Here is an 18,283-nt window from a genome sequence, read left to right as displayed (position 1 = left end):
AGTGTAACCGGTGGTCCTGGGTTGGTTCGACGGGGCGCCATCGCGAGCAAGCTCGGCCCCCACAAGGGCTTGCCCCCAGATCCCTGTGGGGGCAGATCCCTGTGGGAGCCGAGCTTGCTCGCGATGAAGCCAGCCCAGTCACCATAACGCCCGCTGCAAACAAAAACGGCAGCCTCACCGGCTGCCGTTTTGCCTAACTACTGACTTACACCAAACGCGACAACATCTCCTGCGCTTCGCTCTTCTGGGTCGCATCGCCTTCGCTGAGGACTTCGCCGAGGATGTCGCGGGCGCCGTCGTGGTCGCCCATGTCGATGTAGGCCTGGGCCAGATCGAGCTTGGTCGCCACCTCGTCGGTACCGCTGAGGAAGTCGAAGTCGGGCTCGTCTTCAGCACCAACCAGGGCATCTTCAGCGGTGAAGGTCGGCTGGGCCAGGCTGTCGGACAGGCGATCCAGTTCGGCGTTTACATCGTCCAGCTCGGATTCAAAGGCATCCTTTGGCCGGTCATGGGCATCCATCTCGTCGGCAAGGGACAGGTCAAAATCTGCCGGCAGCTCGAGATCGTCGGCCGGCGCATCGTCCAGGGCCGGCATTTCGGTTGCTGGAACGTCCAGGCCCTTGAGATCGTCACCCAGGTCCAGCAGGAAGTCTTCATCATCGAGCGCCGCGACCGGGGTCGGCGCGTCGGCACCCAGGTCCAGGTCGAATTCCGACAGATCGTCCAGGCTTTCCTTGGCTTCAGTCTGCTGCTTGAGCACCGACTCGAAACTCAGGTCGTCGTCTTCCGGGAATGCGTCCAGCTCGGCGACAGGCTCCGGCGCTGGCGCGACCGGAGCTTCCAGGTCATCCAGGCTCAGGTCGAAGGCACTGTCCAGTTCCTCGTCGGTGGGCGACTTGTCTTCCAGCAGATCCTTGACGTACTGCGCGTCCAGCTCCGCAGCCACTGCCGCCGCGGCCAGGCCGGCGGCGGTAGCGACCACCATGGCCGGGAAACGGCTTTTCAGCTGTTCGACCTGGGCGAAGTTGTCGCCATTGGCCACCAGTTGGCGTTCCTGGGCGACAAAGGCGTCGCGGTCGCCCTGCTGACCGTAGACTTCCATCAATTTCAGGCGCAGGTCGCTTCGCTGGGGTTCGGCCTTGATGCCCTGCTCGAGCAGGTCAGCGGCCTGGTTCAAGCGACCTCGGTCCATATGGGACTGGGCCTGGGGCAGCACGTCGTCGAAGCGATCGGCGGCCGGAGCCACCAATGGCGCGGCGATAGGCGGCGTGACCACCACAGGCGCGACCACCGGGGCCGGCTTGGGTGCTGGCGCGGGGGCCGGCGCGGGTTTTGGCTCAAGCTTTACGCTAGGTGGTGGAACATCAATGCCCTCGAAGCTGCTCGGGGGCAGATCGAACTCCGGGGAGAAGTCAGCCTCCTCCTCGAGGGCTCGGGCCATGCGCAAGTGTTTTTCCGCTTCCTGCTGGGCCTTGCGTCGACGGGCGAGCAACAACAGCAGCAACAGTAAAAGCAGCGCGCCACCGCCAATCAACCCCAACAGGATCGGGTTGGTCAGCAGGTCATTGTATTTTTGCTCGTTGGACGCGGCAGGCGTCGGCTCGACCGGTGTGGCAGGTGGCGTCGCTTCCGGGGTCGCTTCTGGCGCAGGTGCGGCAGCAGGTGCAGTCGCCGGGGCCTGTGCCGCCGGCGCTGGGGTCAGCTCCGCGGACATCGCCGCAGGCGCCTCGCCAGCAGGCGGAACCGCGGCACCTTCGGCCTGCATCTTGGCCAGTTGATTGTTCTTCAGCTCGATCAGGCGCTGCAGTTTGTCCAGTTGGCTCTGCAGATCCGCCATGCGGCTTTTCAGTTCTTCGTTATCCCGGCGAGCCGAATCGAGGCTTTCCTGGGTAACCGCAAGCTTGTTGGTCAGCGCCTGGGCATCGCCAGCAGCGCCCTTGCCCTTGCCACCCGCTTTCGCCGAATCGGCCGACACCAGGCTCAAGTTGTCGCGACCGGCCGCCTGTGCCGGCGCGCCTTCGCCACGGCCACGCCTGGTGGCATCCAGTTGCTGCTTGCCAGCACCCGCCACGGCACGACGCCCCGAGCGCCAGGCGGCGTTCTGCGCAGCCACTTCGGCGATGGCCTGGGGCTGTGGCAGCGCCGTGCTCTGCACCGGGTCCGGCAGGCGCAACACCTGGCCGGTCTTGAGCAGGTTGATGTTGCCGTTGATGAACGCGTTAGGGTTCAACGCCTGGATCGCCAGCATGGTTTGCTGGACCGACCCACCGTTGCGTACCTTGGCGGCGATTTCCCACAGGGTATCGCGCGGCGTGGTGGTGTATTGGGAAGGCTTGGTGGCCCCGGTGACTGGCGTGGCCACGACCTGGGGCGGTTTCGCCCGGGCCGCGTCGGCGGCCTGTGGCGAGAATTTGGAGGGATCGAGCAATACGCTGTAGTCGCGCAGCAGACGGCCGTTGGGCCACATCACCTGCACCAGGAACTTGACCATGGGCTCGGACAGCGGGCGGCTGGACGTGACCCGCAGGACACTCTTGCCGTTGGCGTTGATCACCGGGGTGAAGCTCAGGTCATTGAGAAAGGCCTGGCGGTCGACCCCGGCCTTGGCGAAGTCGTCGGGCGAGGCCAGGCTCGGCACGACTTCGGCGGCGGTCAGTTGCTGGACGTCGAGCAACTCGATCTCGGCGACCAGGGGCTGGTTCGGCGTCGACTTCAGGGTCAATTCCCCGAGCCCGAGCGCTTGCGCCATACCGGAGGACAGCGCCGAGGCGGCCGCTATTGCTAACACCAGTTTGCGAACTTGAACCATAGCCTCTTCCTTTGTTTGAACATTCCTCGGCCAGCGAGAAGGTATTGATGCCGCTGCCGTAAGGCATTGCGCGCAGCCCCGAAGCGACGGTGCGCGCGATCATTTCACTCATGCCCCGGGAAAGTCCCCCAGAGGGATGTTCGCCTTCAGCATTCCGGCCAAGCATAGCGCCCAGCTAGAATCATTCGACAAATTGATGCCAAGTATCTTTTACAGCAAGTCTTTTATCAACAACTCAGCCACCTGCACGGCATTGAGTGCCGCGCCCTTGCGCACGTTATCTGACGTCAGCCACATATTCAGTTCCGTCGGATCGTCGATCCCACCGCGTACACGACCAACGTAGACCACATCCTGCCCCACCGCATCACCCACCGCAGTCGGGTAGTCGCCCGCCTCCACCAGTTCGATACCGGGCGCCGCTTCCAGGGCCGCGTTGACCTTGGCCAGGTCGACGGCGTTCGCAGACTGCACGGTCACGCTAAAGCTATCGCCAAAAAACACCGGGGCTTGAATGCAAGTGACGGAAATCTTTAACAAAGGTTGATTCAGCACCTGGCGCAACTCACGAACCAGACGCTTTTCCAGCGACGTATGGCCCTGCTCGTCCGGAGCGCCGACCTGGGCCAGCAGGTTGAACGCCATCTGCCGGTCAAAGAACTTCGGTTCCAGCGGACGGGCGTTGAGCAGCTCGGCGGTCTGGCGCGCCAGCTCGCTCACGGCCACGCGGCCCTGGGCCGACACCGCGAGGCTGGCGGTCAGGCTGATGCGTTGCAGATCGAGGCACTCGCGCAGTGGCGCCAGCACGACCGCCAGGGCCGTGGCCGATGCGCTGGGGCTGCTGACCTGCAACGGCTTGCCCAAGCCGGCCAGGACCTGGGCGTTGGCTTCCGGCACGATCTGTGGCGCCTGCTCGGGCGGCAAGGCCCCGGACAAGTCGATCAGCGCACAGCCGGCCTCCGTGGCCCGCGGGGCGAAACTCAGGGTCACCGCCGGGCCGGCGGCGAAGAACACCAGTTGGACTTTACTGAAGTCGAACTCGTCGACCTCACGCACCCGCACGTTTTTGCCGCGAAACATCACCGAGCTGCCTGCCGATTCGCTGCTGGCCAGCAGGTGCAGGTTGCCGACCGGAAAGTCCCGCTCTTCGAGAATCTGGACGAGGGTTTCGCCGACAGTACCGGTGGCGCCGATCACGGCAATATCAAAGGACTGGCTCATGGGTCTACCTCAGGTAAAACGTGGGGAGCGGCACTTTATCGGGTGGTGGGTACGCAGGCAATTGGCTAGGGAGTTGCAGTACCTGGACTGGCCCCATCGCGAGCAAGCTCGCTCCCACAGGTTTTGCGGTCACTGAAAATCCTGTGTGGGAGCGAGCTTGCTCGCGATGAGGCCAGCCCTGACACACAACCGTCTCCCAATAAAAAACCCGCGCCTCTCACAAGGCACGGGTTCTTTCACAACAACAGTCGATCAACGCTCGAGCAGGATCCGCAGCATGCGGCGCAGCGGTTCGGCCGCGCCCCACAGCAGCTGGTCGCCGACGGTGAAGGCACCGACGAACTGCGACCCCATGTTCAATTTGCGCAGACGGCCCACCGGTACATTCAGGGTGCCGGTGACCTTGGTCGGGCTCAGCTCCTGCATGCTGGTTTCGCGATTGTTCGGCACCAGCTTGACCCAAGGGTTGTGCTGGCTGATCAATCCTTCGATGTCGGCGATCGGCACGTCTTTGTTCAGCTTGATGGTCAGCGCCTGGCTGTGGCAGCGCATGGCGCCGATGCGCACGCAGATGCCGTCCACCGGGATCGGGCTCTTGAAGCGACCGAGGATCTTGTTGGTTTCGGCCTGGGCCTTCCACTCTTCCCGGCTCTGGCCGTTGGGCAGTTCCTTATCGATCCAGGGGATCAGGCTGCCGGCCAGCGGTACGCCAAAGTTCTCGGTCGGATAGGCATCGCTGCGCATCGCCTCGGCGACCTTGCGGTCGATGTCGAGGATGGCACTGGCCGGGTTGGCCAGGTCATCGGCGACGGCGGCGTGGGTGGCGCCCATCTGCTTGATCAGCTCACGCATGTTCTGCGCGCCGGCACCGGACGCGGCCTGGTAGGTCATGGCGCTCATCCACTCCACCAGACCGGCTTCGAACAGGCCGCCCAGGCCCATCAGCATCAGGCTGACGGTGCAGTTGCCGCCGATGTAGTTCTTGGTGCCCGCGTCCAGCTGCTGGTCGATGACCTTGCGGTTGACCGGGTCGAGGATGATCACCGCGTCGTCCTGCATGCGCAGGCTGGAGGCGGCGTCGATCCAGTAACCCTGCCAGCCGGCTTCACGCAGCTTGGGGAACACTTCGCTGGTGTAGTCGCCACCCTGGCAAGTCAGGATCACGTCGAGGGTCTTGAGCTCTTCGATGCTGTAGGCATCCTTGAGCGCACCGGTGTCCTTGCCCACGGACGGGCCCTGGCCACCGACATTGGAAGTGGTGAAAAACACCGGCTCAATGAGATCGAAATCCTGCTCTTCCAGCATTCGCTGCATGAGCACGGAACCGACCATGCCGCGCCAACCGATCAGACCTACACGTTTCATCGCAACTACACCTATACAAAAGTGGGCCACCGTCGAAGCGGTGGGCCCGAAAGATTACAGATTCCGCAGCGCGGCGACTACTGCATCGCCCATTTGCTGCGTACCGACTTTGGTACAACCTTGCGACCAGATATCACCGGTGCGCAAGCCTTGGTCCAGGACCACGCTGACGGCTTTTTCGATCGCGTCGGCGGCATCGTTCAAGTTGAAGCTGTAGCGCAGCATCATCGACACCGACAGGATGGTCGCCAATGGGTTGGCAATGCCCTGCCCGGCGATGTCCGGCGCCGAACCGTGGCATGGCTCGTACATGCCCTTGTTGTTGGCGTCCAGGGAGGCCGACGGCAGCATGCCGATGGAGCCGGTGAGCATCGACGCTTCGTCGGACAAGATGTCGCCGAACATGTTGTCGGTGACGATCACGTCGAACTGCTTGGGCGCACGCACCAGTTGCATGGCGGCGTTGTCGACGTACATGTGGCTCAGCTCGACGTCCGGGTAATCCTTGGCCACCTGCTCGACCACTTCACGCCACAGTTGGCTGGAAGCCAGCACATTGGCCTTGTCCACCGAGCACAGCTTCTTGCCACGCACGCGGGCCATGTCGAAGCCGACCCGGGCGATACGGCGGATTTCACTCTCGCTGTACGGCAGGGTGTCGTAGGCCTGGCGCTCGCCATTATCCAGCTCACGGGTGCCACGCGGGGCGCCGAAGTAGATACCGCCGGTCAGCTCACGCACGATGAGGATGTCCAGGCCCGAGACGATTTCCGGCTTCAGGCTCGACGCATCGGCCAGTTGCGGATAAAGAATCGCCGGACGCAGGTTGCCGAACAGGCCCAGTTGCGCGCGAATCTTCAGCAGGCCACGCTCAGGGCGGATGTCGCGTTCGATCTTGTCCCATTTCGGGCCGCCCACGGCGCCCAGCAGCACGGCATCGGCGGCACGGGCACGGTCCAGGGTTTCGTCGGCCAGGGGCACGCCGTGCTTGTCGATGGCGGCGCCGCCGATCACGTCGTGGCTGAGTTCGAAGCCCAGGCCGTACTTGTCGTTCGCCAATTCCAGGACCTTGACCGCCTCGGCCATGATTTCCGGGCCGATGCCATCACCTGGGAGAATCAGAATCTGCTTGCTCATGCTTTCCTCGTTTGCTCTGTCGACACCGGCCTGGGTTGCGCACCCAAGGCCAGGCCGGGAAAAATGCTATCGCTCGGCCCACAGCACCAGTACATCAGTACTGAACGAACCATCGGCCTCAATCTCAAAATATTCTCGCACTTCATCGCCCATCGAACGCTGCAGCTGGAGAATCGCCCCGCGCATCACCTCGGGTGTCCGCATGCGTTCGACCCAGGAGTGGTACTCCAGGCGCAGGCGCTGGCGCGAGGTGCTGCGGGTGTGCAACCCCGCTTCGCTGACCTGGCGCAACCACTCGTCGGCCGAATAATCGCGCACATGGCTGGTGTCACGCAGCACTTCGATGCTTTGCAGGTAGGTGTCCAGCAACGGCGTACCCGGCGACAGGATGTCGATGAACGCCATCGCCCCGCCCGGCTTGAGCACCCGTCGCACTTCCCGCAACGCCAGGCCCAGGTCGCTCCAATGATGCGCCGAATAACGGCTGAACACGAAGTCGAACTCAGCGTCGGCGAACGGCAGGCGCTCGGCGGCGCCCCGTACCGTGCTGATGTTGTCCAGGCCACGCTCGGCCGCTGCTGCGGTCACAACGTCCAGCATCTGTTGGGACAGATCGTAGGCCACCACTTCACCGGCCAGCGGCGCCACGTGGAAACTCACATGACCGGCGCCACAGCCCAGGTCCAGCACACGGGCATCGCCACGACCGGCCAACGCAGCCTGTAGCAGCGCGAACTCAGCGCCCTGGGCGTGCACGGCACTGCTCAGATAGGCCGAAGCCTGTTCACCGAATTGCTTTTGTACAACCTGACTGTGGGCGGTGCTGGTCATGGGATGTCCTTGTATTTGATTGCCTGGGCGGCCCCCATCGCGAGCAAGCTCGCTCCCACAGGGGATTTGGGTGCTCACAAAACACCTGTGGGAGCGAGCTTGCTCGCGATGAAGCCGGTACTGCCTACATCAATCCATCAAGCATCGCGAAACAACCAAGGCTGGCTCGCCCGGTGCCTGGCCTCGAACGCGGCAATCGCCTCGCCGTCCTGCAGCGTCAAGCCGATGTCATCCAGGCCGTTGAGCAGGCAGTGCTTGCGGAACGCATCGATCTCGAAACCCAGCACCTTGCCGTCGGGACGGGTCACCGTCTGGGCGGCCAGGTCGATCTGCAGTTGATAGCCAGGGTTGGCCTCGACCTGCTGGAACAGCTCATCCACGTCAGCATCGCTGAGGATGATCGGCAGCAAGCCGTTCTTGAAGCTGTTGTTGAAGAAGATGTCGGCATAGCTCGGCGCGATGATGCTGCGGAAACCGTACTCTTCCAGGGCCCATGGCGCGTGCTCGCGGCTAGAACCGCAGCCGAAGTTCTCCCGGGCCAGCAACACGCTGGCGCCTTGATAACGCTCGGCGTTGAGCACGAAATCCTTGTTCAACGGCCGCTTGGAGTTGTCCTGGTACGGCTGGCCGACATCCAGGTAGCGCCATTCGTCGAACAGGTTCGGGCCGAAACCGGTGCGCTTGATGGACTTCAGGAATTGCTTGGGAATGATCTGGTCGGTGTCGACGTTGGCGCGATCCAAAGGCGCGACAAGACCGGTGTGCTGGGTAAAAGCTTTCATGCTGCGCTCCTTCAGATCAATTCGCGGACGTCGACGAAACGGCCGTTGACGGCCGCCGCGGCGGCCATGGCCGGGCTCACCAGGTGCGTACGGCCACCGGCGCCCTGACGGCCTTCGAAGTTACGGTTGGAGGTGGAGGCGCAATGCTCGCCCGACTCCAGTCGGTCAGGGTTCATCGCCAGGCACATCGAGCAGCCCGGCTCACGCCATTCGAAACCGGCCTCGAGGAAAATCTTGTCCAGCCCTTCCGCTTCGGCCTGGGCCTTCACCAGGCCCGAGCCCGGCACCACGATGGCCTGCTTGATGGTCGAGGCCACCTTGCGGCCCTTGGCGATCACCGCCGCGGCGCGCAGGTCTTCGATCCGCGAGTTGGTGCAGGAGCCGATGAACACGCGATCGAGCTGGATGTCGGTGATCGCCTGGTTGGCGCTCAAGCCCATGTACTTCAAGGCGCGGACGATGGAGTCGCGCTTGACCAGGTCCATTTCCTTGGCCGGATCCGGTACGTTCTGGTCCACGGCCAGGACCATTTCCGGGGAAGTGCCCCAGCTGACTTGTGGCTTGATCTGCGTCGCGTCGAGCTCGACCACCGTGTCGAACTTGGCATCGGCATCGGAGACCAGGTCTTTCCAGGCCTCGACCGCCATGTCCCATTCCGCGCCTTTGGGCGAGAACGGACGGCCCTTGACGTATTCCACGGTTTTTTCATCGGCGGCCACCAGGCCGACGCGGGCACCGGCCTCGATGGACATGTTGCAGATGGTCATGCGGCCTTCGACGGACAAGTCGCGGATCGCGCTGCCGGCGAACTCGATGGCATGGCCGTTACCGCCAGCGGTGCCGATCTTGCCGATCACGGCCAGGACGATGTCCTTGGCGGTCACGCCGAACGGCAACTTGCCTTCGACGCGCACCAGCATGTTTTTCATTTTCTTGGCGACCAGGCACTGGGTGGCGAGCACGTGCTCGACCTCAGACGTGCCGATGCCATGGGCCAGGGCGCCGAAAGCACCGTGGGTCGAGGTGTGCGAGTCGCCGCAGACCACGGTCATGCCAGGCAAGGTCGCACCCTGCTCCGGGCCGATGACGTGGACGATGCCTTGGCGCACATCGTTCATCTTGAATTCGACGATGCCGTATTCGTCACAGTTATCGTCGAGGGTCTGGACCTGCAGGCGCGAAACCTGGTCGGCAATGGCTTCGATGCCGCCCTTGCGCTCCGGCGTGGTCGGTACGTTGTGGTCCGGGGTCGCGATGTTGGCATCGATGCGCCACGGCTTGCGCCCGGCCAGGCGCAGGCCTTCGAAGGCTTGCGGCGACGTCACTTCGTGAATGATGTGACGGTCGATATAGATCAGCGCCGAGCCATCGTCGCGCTGCTTGACCAAATGCGAATCCCAGAGCTTGTCGTAGAGCGTTTTGCCGGCCATCAGACGGTTTCCTCATCAGCTTGTTTCTATGCCCCGGGCCTTGAACGAATCAATAACCCCTTGGCTTGTGAGGCTGATCCTATGGGGTTACATTAAATAACTCAAATTCATATTTTTCATGCTTTGCATAACCAACTGGAATCCGACCGGAACCGCCATGGACCTCGCCAACCTCAATGCCTTTATTGCCATCGCCGAGACGGGCAGTTTCTCCGGCGCCGGCGAACGCCTGCACCTGACCCAGCCGGCCATCAGCAAGCGAATTGCCGGCCTCGAACAACAACTCAAGGTGCGCCTGTTCGACCGCCTGGGCCGAGAGGTGGGCCTGACCGAGGCCGGCCGGGCCCTGTTACCGAGGGCCTACCAGATCCTCAACGTGCTGGACGACACCCGTCGCGCCCTGACCAACCTGACCGGCGAGGTGACCGGGCGCCTGACGCTCGCCACCAGCCATCACATCGGCCTGCACCGCTTGCCACCTTTATTACGGGAGTTCACCCGGCGTTATCCCCAGGTGGCGCTGGATATCCAGTTCCTGGATTCGGAAGTGGCCTACGAAGAAATCCTCCATGGCCGGGCGGAACTGGCCGTCATCACCCTCGCCCCCGAGCCCCACACGCTGGTCAGGGCCACGCCAGTGTGGGACGACCCCCTGGATTTCGTGGTCGCCCCGGAGCATGCGTTGCTGGAAAACAGCGCGGTGAGCCTAGCGGACATTGCCTTGCATCCGGCGGTGTTCCCGGGCGGCAACACCTTTACCCACCACATCGTGCAACGGTTGTTCGAGGCCCAGGGCCTGACGCCAAACATCGCCATGAGCACGAATTATCTGGAAACCATAAAGATGATGGTTTCCATCGGCCTGGCCTGGAGCGTTCTGCCGCGCACCATGCTCGATGAACAGGTTGCGCGCATTCCTTTGCCGGGCATACAGCTCAGTCGCCAGCTAGGCTATATCTTGCACACCGAACGGACGCTATCGAATGCCGCACGGGCTTTCATGGCCTTACTGGACGCACAAATCGATTTGCCAGGGACAGAGGCATAGGTTGTGCCGCGCCTGTAGGGCCTTGAATGCTTGTGCTTAATGCCCAAAACCGCTCAAGGTTCGCTAGAAATGCCCAAACCTGCTGACCATCTCCCGCCCCTGCCGCGCATTCAGGCGCTCGACCCGAAGCGGTCCGAGCAAAGCTGGGACAGCGCGCCACAGTTGCTGGCCGCCCTGAACGGTGCGCGGCTGGGCGCCTGGTCGTGGGACATCGACAGCGGCCAGATCAGCTGGTCCCGCGGCACCCAGGCGTTGTTCGGCTTCGATCCGCGCCAACCCTTGCCAGCGGACGTGGACTACCTCGACCTGCTGTTGCCCGAAGACCGGGCCAGGGCCGTGCGCGCCTTTCACGCGGCAGTGTCCGGAGCGCCGCTGGACCAGGCGATGCATCACCGCATCGTCTGGCCCGACGGCAGCCTGCACTGGGTGGAAATCAGTGGCAGCGTGCTACCCGACAAACATGGCCGGCCGCGCATGATCGGGGTGATTCGTGAAATCACCCATCAGCGCGAGCGGGAACAGGCGCTGCGCAGCTCGGAAAAACGCTTCGCCACGCTCTTTCATCTGTGCCCGAACATGGTCTTGCTGACCCGCCAGGAAGACGGGCTGATCAGCGAGGCCAACCAGTATTTCGAAAGCCTGTTCGGTTGGCCGGTGCATGACGTGATCGGCCGTACCACCCTGGAACTGGGCCTGTGGGTTGACCCCAAGCAGCGGGCGGAACTGGTGGAGGCGACCAAGGCCAAGGGCGAACTGGTCAGCATGGAGGTGGAGTTCCGGGCCAGCAACGGCCAGATACATAACGGCATTCTGAGTGCGCAGAAAGTCGAGCTAGAAGGCCAGCCGTACCTGCTGAGCACGTTCCTCGACACCACCGAGCGCAAGCTCGCCGAACAGGCCCTCAAGGACAGCCAGGAACGCCTGGACCTGGCCCTCGACTCGGCGCAACTGGGCACCTGGGACTGGCACATTCCCAGCGGCATGCTCTACGGCTCGGCCCGGGCCGCGCAGCTCCACGGCCTGGAACCCAAGCCGTTCCACGAATCATTCGATGCGTTTTTCGAGGGGGTTCCCACAGAAGAACGCAACAACATGCGCAACGCCTATCGCAGCCTGCGGGAAGGCCCGGCGGGCAACTATCAATTGACCTACCGCGTGCAACTGCCCGATGGCACCTCGCGCTACCTGGAAAGCCGCGCCCGCCTCTACCGCAACGACGACGGCAGCCCCTCGCGCATGGCCGGGACCTTGTTGGACATCACCGACCAGGTGGAGCGCGAACAAAGCCTGGCCGCCTCGGAAGAGAAATTCGCCACGCTGTTCCAGGTCAGTCCAGACCCGATCTGCGTCACCCACCAGGACAGCGGGCGCTTCCTTGAGATCAACTCCAGTTTCACCCAGACCTTCGGCTGGACCACCAGCGACGTGATTGGCCTCAGCGCCGACGAAATCGGCCTCTGGGATGGTTCGGGCAGCAGTCTGCAACGCATCGAACGGGTGATCCGCGAACAATCGCTGAACAATGTCGCCATCGTCGTTCACCACAAGAATGGCCAGCCACTGACCTGTGTGATTTCCAGCCGGCAAATCAACGTCGGCAACCAGCCGTGCATCGTCACGACCTTGCGCGACATCACGCAGCAGCAACGCTCCGAGGCCGCCCTCAAGGCCAGTGAAGAGAAATTCGCCAAGGCGTTTCATTCCAGCCCCGACGCCATCACCATCACCGAACACCAAAGCGGTCGCTACCTTGAGGTCAACGACGGCTTCTGCCGGTTGACCGGCTACCGCGCCGACGAAGTGATCGGGCATACGGTCTACGAGATAGGAATCTGGGCCGAAGAAAAGCAACGCGCCGCCCTGCTGGCCGAATTGCAACTCAAGGGCCGCGTGCACCACCAGGAGATGCTCGGGCGCAATAAACGTGGGGAACTCCTCACGGTGGAGGTCTCGGTCGAGCCCATCACCCTCAATGAAACCGAGTGCCTGCTACTGACCGCCCGAGACGTGAGCCTGCTGCGCAATGCCGAAGCCCAGATCCGCCACCTGGCCTACCACGACTCGCTGACCAACCTGCCCAACCGGGCCTTGCTGATGGACCGCCTGAGCCAGCAGATCGCCCTGCTCAAGCGCCACAACTTGCGCGGCGCCCTGCTATTTCTCGACCTGGACCACTTCAAGCACATCAACGATTCCCTCGGTCACCCGGTGGGCGACACCGTGCTGAAAATCATCACCGCGCGCCTGGAAGCCAGCGTACGCCTGGAGGACACCGTGGCGCGGCTGGGTGGCGATGAGTTCGTGGTGCTGCTCAGCGGCCTGGAGGGCTCGCGAAACGAGGTCAGCAAGCAAGTACAGGCCCTGGCCGACACCCTGCGTGAACTGCTCTCGGAACCGATGTTTCTCGATGGCCAGCGGTTGCAGGTCACGCCGAGCATCGGTATCGCGTTGATCCCCGACCACGGCTCCACCCCTACCGATTTGCTCAAGCGCGCCGACATTGCGCTGTATCGCGCCAAGGACTCGGGACGCAACACCTCGCAGATGTTCCACACCACCATGCAAAAAGCCGCCAGCGAACGGTTGCGCATGGAAACCGACCTGCGCCTGGCCCTGGCCCGTGGCGAGTTCAGCGTGCATTTCCAGCCTCAGGTCGATGCCCGGGACAACCGCATCATCGGCGCCGAAGCCTTGGTGCGCTGGCATCACCCGGACCTCGGCGCCCAATCGCCCAACGAATTCATCAAAGTGCTGGAGGACAGTGGCCTGATCCTCGAAGTCGGGACCTGGATCCTCGATGAAGCTTGCGACGGCTTCAAGCAATTGATCGCCAAGGGCAAGATCGATCCGCAGCAATTCAGCCTGTGCGTGAACATCAGCCCGCGACAATTCCGCCAGAGCGACTTCGTCGAACGCATCGAAAGTAGCCTGGCCACCCACGGCCTGCCCTGCTCGCTGCTGAAACTGGAGATCACCGAAGGCATCGTGATCCAGAACCTGGACGACACCATCGCCAAGATGCGCCGGCTCAAGAAACTGGGGGTGAGCTTCGCCATGGACGATTTCGGCACCGGTTATTCGTCGCTGACCTACCTCAAGCGCCTGCCGGTGGACACGCTGAAAATCGACCAGTCATTCGTACGCGACGCCACCAGCGACCCCAACGACGCCGAAATCATCCGCGCCATCGTCGCCATGGCCCGCAGCCTCAACCTGGTGATGATCGCCGAGGGCGTGGAGACCCTGGAGCAATTGCATTTTTTGCAGGGACTCGATTGCCATTTGTACCAAGGTTACCTGCACAGCCGGCCGTTGCCGCTGGAGGCGTTTGAGCGGTTGTTGCCGTGAAGCGAGTTGGCTCCCGCTGGGCCCTGCAGGAGCTGGCGAAGCCTGCGATCTTTTGATCTTTCACTTGAGATTCAAGTGTCTAGGGAAAGATCGCAGCCTCGTTACACTCGACAGCGCCTACGGACGCAGTCCAGCGCCACAGTCACTCTCAGTGTTTCAAAATGAAAAAGGGCGCCATCAGGCGCCCTTCTTCAGTTGCGATGCATCAGTTTTGCAGCGCGGGTTGCTGCTGCGCACCGTTGATCGGGATGCGCTTGGCTTTCGCCTCTTCCGGAACCACTCGCAACAGGTCGATGCTCAACAGACCGTTACGCAGGCCGGCGGACTTGATCTCGATATGATCGGCCAACCGGAAGGACAGCTTGAACGCACGCTGGGCAATGCCCTGGTGCAGGAAGGTGACGCTGTCGTTGCTGGCTTCACGCTTGCCGCCACTGATGGTCAGCACACCTTTTTCCACTTGCAGGTCCAGGTCTTCTTCCTGGAACCCGGCGGCGGCGACCACGATGCGGTACTCGTCATCACCATGTTTTTCCACGTTATAGGGTGGATAGCTGCTGCCTGGTTCGTTGCGCAGGGCGCTTTCGAACAGATCGTTGAAGCGATCGAAGCCCACCGAGGAACGGAACAGAGGGGCCAGCGAAAATGCAGTACTCATGATTCAAATCTCCTGAAAAATTCAGCAAGTTTTTTTGTCTCCGCGACCCGAATTCGGCATCGCGTAACCCCTATCTAGGGTCCACCAAAAACTTTTCAAGAGGTTTTTTCGAATTTTTTTCAGGCCGCTTCGGTGCGCCGCACACCCAATACATGACCCACCGCGTCCAGGTCGGTTTCCCGGCGCAGCACGGTAAACAACTCCACCGCTTCGGGGTAATTGCGGGTCAGCATCGCCAGCCACTGCTTCAACCGGCCCGGGGCCTGGCGCGGCGTCAACTGTTCGACCACTTGCTGCCAAAAGTCATGGAGCATCGGCTGCAACTCGGCCCAGGACATCTCGACCACGTCCTCGCCAGCCCGGGCGGCAGCGATCTGCCGGGCCAGGTCAGGGCGGGAAACGAGGCCGCGACCGAGCATGATGTCTTCGACACCGCTGATTTCGCGGCAACGGCGCCAATCCTCCACGCTCCAGATATCGCCATTGGCGAACACCGGCACCTTGACCACTTCCTGCACGCGGGGGATCCACTCCCAATGGGCCGGCGGCTTGTAGCCATCGACCTTGGTCCGCGCATGCACCACGATGTGCGCCGCGCCGCCTTCGGCCAACGCCGTGGCACAGACCAGGGCGCCGTCCGGGCTATCGAAACCCAGGCGCATCTTGGCGGTGACGGGAATGTGTTTCGGCACCGCGCGGCGCACGTGTTCGACGATTTCGTTGAGCAGTTCCGGTTCCTTGAGCAACACAGCCCCGCCCCGGGACTTGTTCACGGTCTTGGCCGGGCAACCGAAATTGAGGTCGATCACCTCCGAGCCCAACTCGCACGCCAACGCCGCGTTTTCCGCCAGGCACACCGGATCGGAGCCGAGCAACTGTACTCGCAACGGCACGCCGGCAGCGGTCTGGGCACCGGTCAGCAACTCAGGGGCGAGCTTATGGAAATAGGCCGGCGTGAGCAGACGATCGTTGACGCGGATGAACTCGGTGACGCACCAGTCGATACCGCCAACACGGGTCAGGACGTCCCGCAGGATGTTGTCGACCAACCCCTCCATGGGCGCCAGGGCAATTTGCATGGAAACACACACTCAACGAAAAAACGTGTGGCAGTTTACCGGATTTTGCCCATGACATCGGAATTCACCACCAATCCCTGTGGAAGCTGAGATTGCTCGCGATGACGGTGGGTCAGATTGCGCAAATGTTGAATGCAGCGCCGCGATCGCGAGCAAGCTCGCTCCCACATGGGTTCCAGGGTACTCATGGAACTGAAGTCCACCACCAAACCCTGTGGGAGCTGAGCTTGCTCGCGATGACGGTGGGTCAGATTGCGCAAATGTTGAATGCAGCGCCGGTATCGCGAGCAAGCTCGCTCCCACATGGGTTCCAGGGTGTTCATGGAACTGAAGTCCACCACCAAACCCTGTGGGAGCTGAGCTTGCTCGCGATGACGGTGGGTCAGTCCACGAGGATGCCGGACGGTTCCAGGGCGGGGCCATACCCCTCGATGAATTCCTGCGGCATGCGCTTGGGCCGGCCAGTGGACAGTTCGATGCAGACGAAAGTGGTCTGGGCCCGCAGCAACGTGGCGTTGTCGCTGGGACGGACCAGCTGGAAATGCCGGGTCATTTTCAGGCGCTGGTCCCAGTCGACGATCCAGGTCGCCAATTGCAGTTCGTCGCCTTCATAGGCGGCCGCCAGGTAATCGATTTCATGCCGCACCACCGCCATGGCCCGATCCAGGCGTCGATACTCCACCAGATCCAGGCCCAGGCGCTGGGAGTGGCGCCAGGCACAGCGCTCGAGCCAGGTGACGTATACCGCGTTGTTGGCGTGGCCCAGCCCGTCGATGTCTTCGGCATTGACCTGAAGATCAATGATGAATGGCGTTGCCCGATCCCAGCCCATGACCCTCTCCCGGTCGAATTTGGATGGGGCAGTGTAACGGATCCGAGCTCGACCGCCATCGCGGGCAAGCCTTGCTTCCACCGCTCAGGCCGATTGCCGGGCTTGCAGGCTGCGACCGGCCAACAGCGATAACACCCCATCAATGACCCGAGGATCGGCCAGCACCCGCTGATGCCCGCCCTGTGGCAGTCGCAGCAGCCGACTGTCGAACCAGGCCTCATGAATCAATTGCGACTCCTTGACCGAGACCGATGTGTCGTCCTCGGCATGGACGATCAACCCCGGCACGTCCAGCTGGTAATGCGCCACGTCCATCTTCGAGGCAGGCATGCCCACGTCGCTTTCCACCTGGCGAATGAAGGCCGAACGCGCCTTGGGCGGCAGGCCCATCATCCGGGAGAAACCGCGCAGCACCCCAAGAATGCGAGCGGGCGCGGCGATGCTGACCAGCGTTTCGGTACGCAACCCCAACTGAACCGCCAGCATGGCGCTGGCACCCCCCATGGAATGCCCGATCACCGCCTGCAACGGCGGCAGCTCGGCGGCGGCTTCGAGCATGGCCCTGGCGAACAACAGGACATTCGCCTCGCGCCCCGGCGAACGACCGTGGGCCGGACCGTCCAACGCCACGACCATGTAACCAGCGCCCACCAGAGCCGTGATCAGCGCCGCGAACTGGGTTGGCCGCCCTTCCCAACCGTGCATCAACAAGACCACCGGGCCTTTGCCCCAGCGCAAGGCCGAGAGACCGAAACGCAAGGTGATACGCTCGGACGTTGCCAGCAACGGCAGTTCCCAATCCCGCGGCGGCAAGTTTCGAGGGCGCATGAACAGCGAACGCATCTGCTTCGCCACCAGGCGCGGAGCCACCCAGCCAAGCGTGCCATTGACACTACGTACCCAGCTCAACCTGTCCATCGCTCATCTCCAGGGCTCGCGCCTCAGCTCAACGCACCGCCGTCTTGGCGGCGCGCAGCAAACGATCCGATAACTCTCCCGGGCCCAATGCCCGCGCCAGGGCCAGGCCACCGACCATCAAGGCGATGTCGGCCAGGGCCTTGTCGGCGTCCTCCGGGCTGGCCGCCAATTGCGCGACCATCAATTCGATATGCTCATTGAGCACCTCACGAAACGCATCCGGCAGTCGCCCGAGTTCGCCCACCGACGCCGGAATCGGGCAGGCTTGCTCGGTGGAGTCGCGGTGCTTTCGGGACAGATAGAACGCGGCGACCAACGCCCGCCGCTCTTCGCCTGTCAGCTCACCGTCCATATCGGCGATCAAGCCGCGACGCCGATTGAGCAATTGCTTGAAAGCCTCCAGCATCAAGGCATCCTTGCTTTCGAAATGGGCGTAAAAGCCGCCCACCGTCAGCCCGGCCGCGCCCATCACCTCGCCCACGCTCGGCTCTGCCGGCCCACGCTGGATCAGCGCATCGCTGGCAGCCTTGAGAATGCGTTCACGGGTTTGTGCCTTTTTATCGCTCATCGTCGCCTCCGAATATTACGACTGAAATATTATCCATGTAATAATTTTCCGCAAGCGGAAATATTCACCGCTGGTCAGAAGACTTTTTCAAAGGATAAGGAAATTGGCCAAACGCCAGACAAACAAAAGGGCCATTCAAGAATTGAATGACCCTTATAAAATCCCGCAGAGCGGGTAATCGTGGCGTCCCCTAGGGGACTCGAACCCCTGTTACCGCCGTGAAAGGGCGGTGTCCTAGGCCACTAGACGAAGGGGAC

14 protein-coding genes and 1 tRNA gene are annotated in these 18,283 nt (G+C 62.5%); 2 read left to right on the top strand and 13 right to left on the bottom strand.

The window, feature by feature from the left end; all coding sequences use genetic code 11:
• Nucleotides 1–205 precede the first annotated feature (205 nt).
• The 7 genes from BLU85_RS04555 to leuC all read right to left on the bottom strand — a co-directional run bounded on the left by BLU85_RS04555 (nt 206) and on the right by leuC (nt 9,575).
• Nucleotides 206–2,809 carry a FimV/HubP family polar landmark protein gene (locus BLU85_RS04555; protein ID WP_092203807.1) on the bottom strand — a complete coding sequence of 868 codons (2,604 nt, stop codon included), beginning with the start codon at nt 2,807–2,809 and terminating at the stop codon, nt 206–208.
• Between the two features lie 210 nt (nt 2,810–3,019).
• Nucleotides 3,020–4,030: an aspartate-semialdehyde dehydrogenase gene (locus BLU85_RS04550; protein ID WP_092203809.1), complete on the bottom strand. Its 1,011-nt coding sequence runs from the start codon at nt 4,028–4,030 to the stop codon at nt 3,020–3,022.
• 252 nt (nt 4,031–4,282) lie between these two features.
• The gene (asd, locus tag BLU85_RS04545) at nt 4,283–5,395 is read right to left on the bottom strand and encodes an aspartate-semialdehyde dehydrogenase (RefSeq protein WP_024779161.1); all 1,113 of its coding nucleotides are present in this window, start codon (nt 5,393–5,395) and stop codon (nt 4,283–4,285) included.
• A gap of 54 nt (nt 5,396–5,449) precedes the next feature.
• Nucleotides 5,450–6,532 (bottom strand): 3-isopropylmalate dehydrogenase, encoded by a 1,083-nt coding sequence (leuB, locus tag BLU85_RS04540; protein WP_092203811.1) that lies wholly within the window; start codon nt 6,530–6,532, stop codon nt 5,450–5,452.
• Nucleotides 6,533–6,598: 66 nt separating this feature from the next.
• On the bottom strand, nt 6,599–7,363 hold the full coding sequence (locus BLU85_RS04535) for a class I SAM-dependent methyltransferase (protein ID WP_092203813.1): 765 nt from the start codon (nt 7,361–7,363) through the stop codon (nt 6,599–6,601).
• A 137-nt stretch (nt 7,364–7,500) separates the two neighbouring features.
• Complete coding sequence (gene leuD, locus BLU85_RS04530; protein ID WP_060741439.1) at nt 7,501–8,145, bottom strand: 3-isopropylmalate dehydratase small subunit; 645 nt, start codon at nt 8,143–8,145, stop codon at nt 7,501–7,503.
• 11 nt (nt 8,146–8,156) lie between these two features.
• Nucleotides 8,157–9,575: a 3-isopropylmalate dehydratase large subunit gene (leuC, locus tag BLU85_RS04525; protein ID WP_003203866.1), complete on the bottom strand. Its 1,419-nt coding sequence runs from the start codon at nt 9,573–9,575 to the stop codon at nt 8,157–8,159.
• Between the two features lie 157 nt (nt 9,576–9,732).
• On the opposite strand from leuC, the gene BLU85_RS04520 reads away from it, so the two are divergent.
• Nucleotides 9,733–10,623: a LysR family transcriptional regulator gene (locus tag BLU85_RS04520; protein WP_092203815.1), complete on the top strand. Its 891-nt coding sequence runs from the start codon at nt 9,733–9,735 to the stop codon at nt 10,621–10,623.
• Between the two features lie 69 nt (nt 10,624–10,692).
• Nucleotides 10,693–13,971, top strand: a complete 3,279-nt coding sequence (locus BLU85_RS04515; protein WP_092203817.1) for a sensor domain-containing protein — start codon at nt 10,693–10,695, stop codon at nt 13,969–13,971.
• A 205-nt stretch (nt 13,972–14,176) separates the two neighbouring features.
• On the opposite strand, the gene BLU85_RS04510 is transcribed toward BLU85_RS04515, so the two are convergent.
• From BLU85_RS04510 to BLU85_RS04485, 6 genes are all read right to left on the bottom strand, one after another.
• The gene (locus tag BLU85_RS04510; RefSeq protein ID WP_092203819.1) at nt 14,177–14,629 is read right to left on the bottom strand and encodes an Hsp20 family protein; all 453 of its coding nucleotides are present in this window, start codon (nt 14,627–14,629) and stop codon (nt 14,177–14,179) included.
• A 119-nt stretch (nt 14,630–14,748) separates the two neighbouring features.
• Nucleotides 14,749–15,708 carry a tRNA dihydrouridine synthase gene (locus BLU85_RS04505; RefSeq protein WP_092203821.1) on the bottom strand — a complete coding sequence of 320 codons (960 nt, stop codon included), beginning with the start codon at nt 15,706–15,708 and terminating at the stop codon, nt 14,749–14,751.
• A 382-nt stretch (nt 15,709–16,090) separates the two neighbouring features.
• Complete coding sequence (locus tag BLU85_RS04500; RefSeq protein ID WP_060741435.1) at nt 16,091–16,540, bottom strand: acyl-CoA thioesterase; 450 nt, start codon at nt 16,538–16,540, stop codon at nt 16,091–16,093.
• An 84-nt stretch (nt 16,541–16,624) separates the two neighbouring features.
• Complete coding sequence (locus tag BLU85_RS04495) at nt 16,625–17,458, bottom strand: alpha/beta fold hydrolase (protein WP_092203823.1); 834 nt, start codon at nt 17,456–17,458, stop codon at nt 16,625–16,627.
• 28 nt (nt 17,459–17,486) lie between these two features.
• The gene (locus BLU85_RS04490; protein ID WP_092203825.1) at nt 17,487–18,026 is read right to left on the bottom strand and encodes a TetR/AcrR family transcriptional regulator; all 540 of its coding nucleotides are present in this window, start codon (nt 18,024–18,026) and stop codon (nt 17,487–17,489) included.
• Between the two features lie 181 nt (nt 18,027–18,207).
• Nucleotides 18,208–18,283, bottom strand: a tRNA-Glu gene (locus tag BLU85_RS04485).

The organism is Pseudomonas sp. NFACC14 (genome assembly GCF_900106885.1).
Lineage (GTDB): Bacteria > Pseudomonadota > Gammaproteobacteria > Pseudomonadales > Pseudomonadaceae > Aquipseudomonas > Aquipseudomonas fluorescens_AA.
The sequence above is the reverse complement of the archived record's forward strand: the minus strand, read 5'-3'. Positions and strand labels throughout refer to the sequence as shown.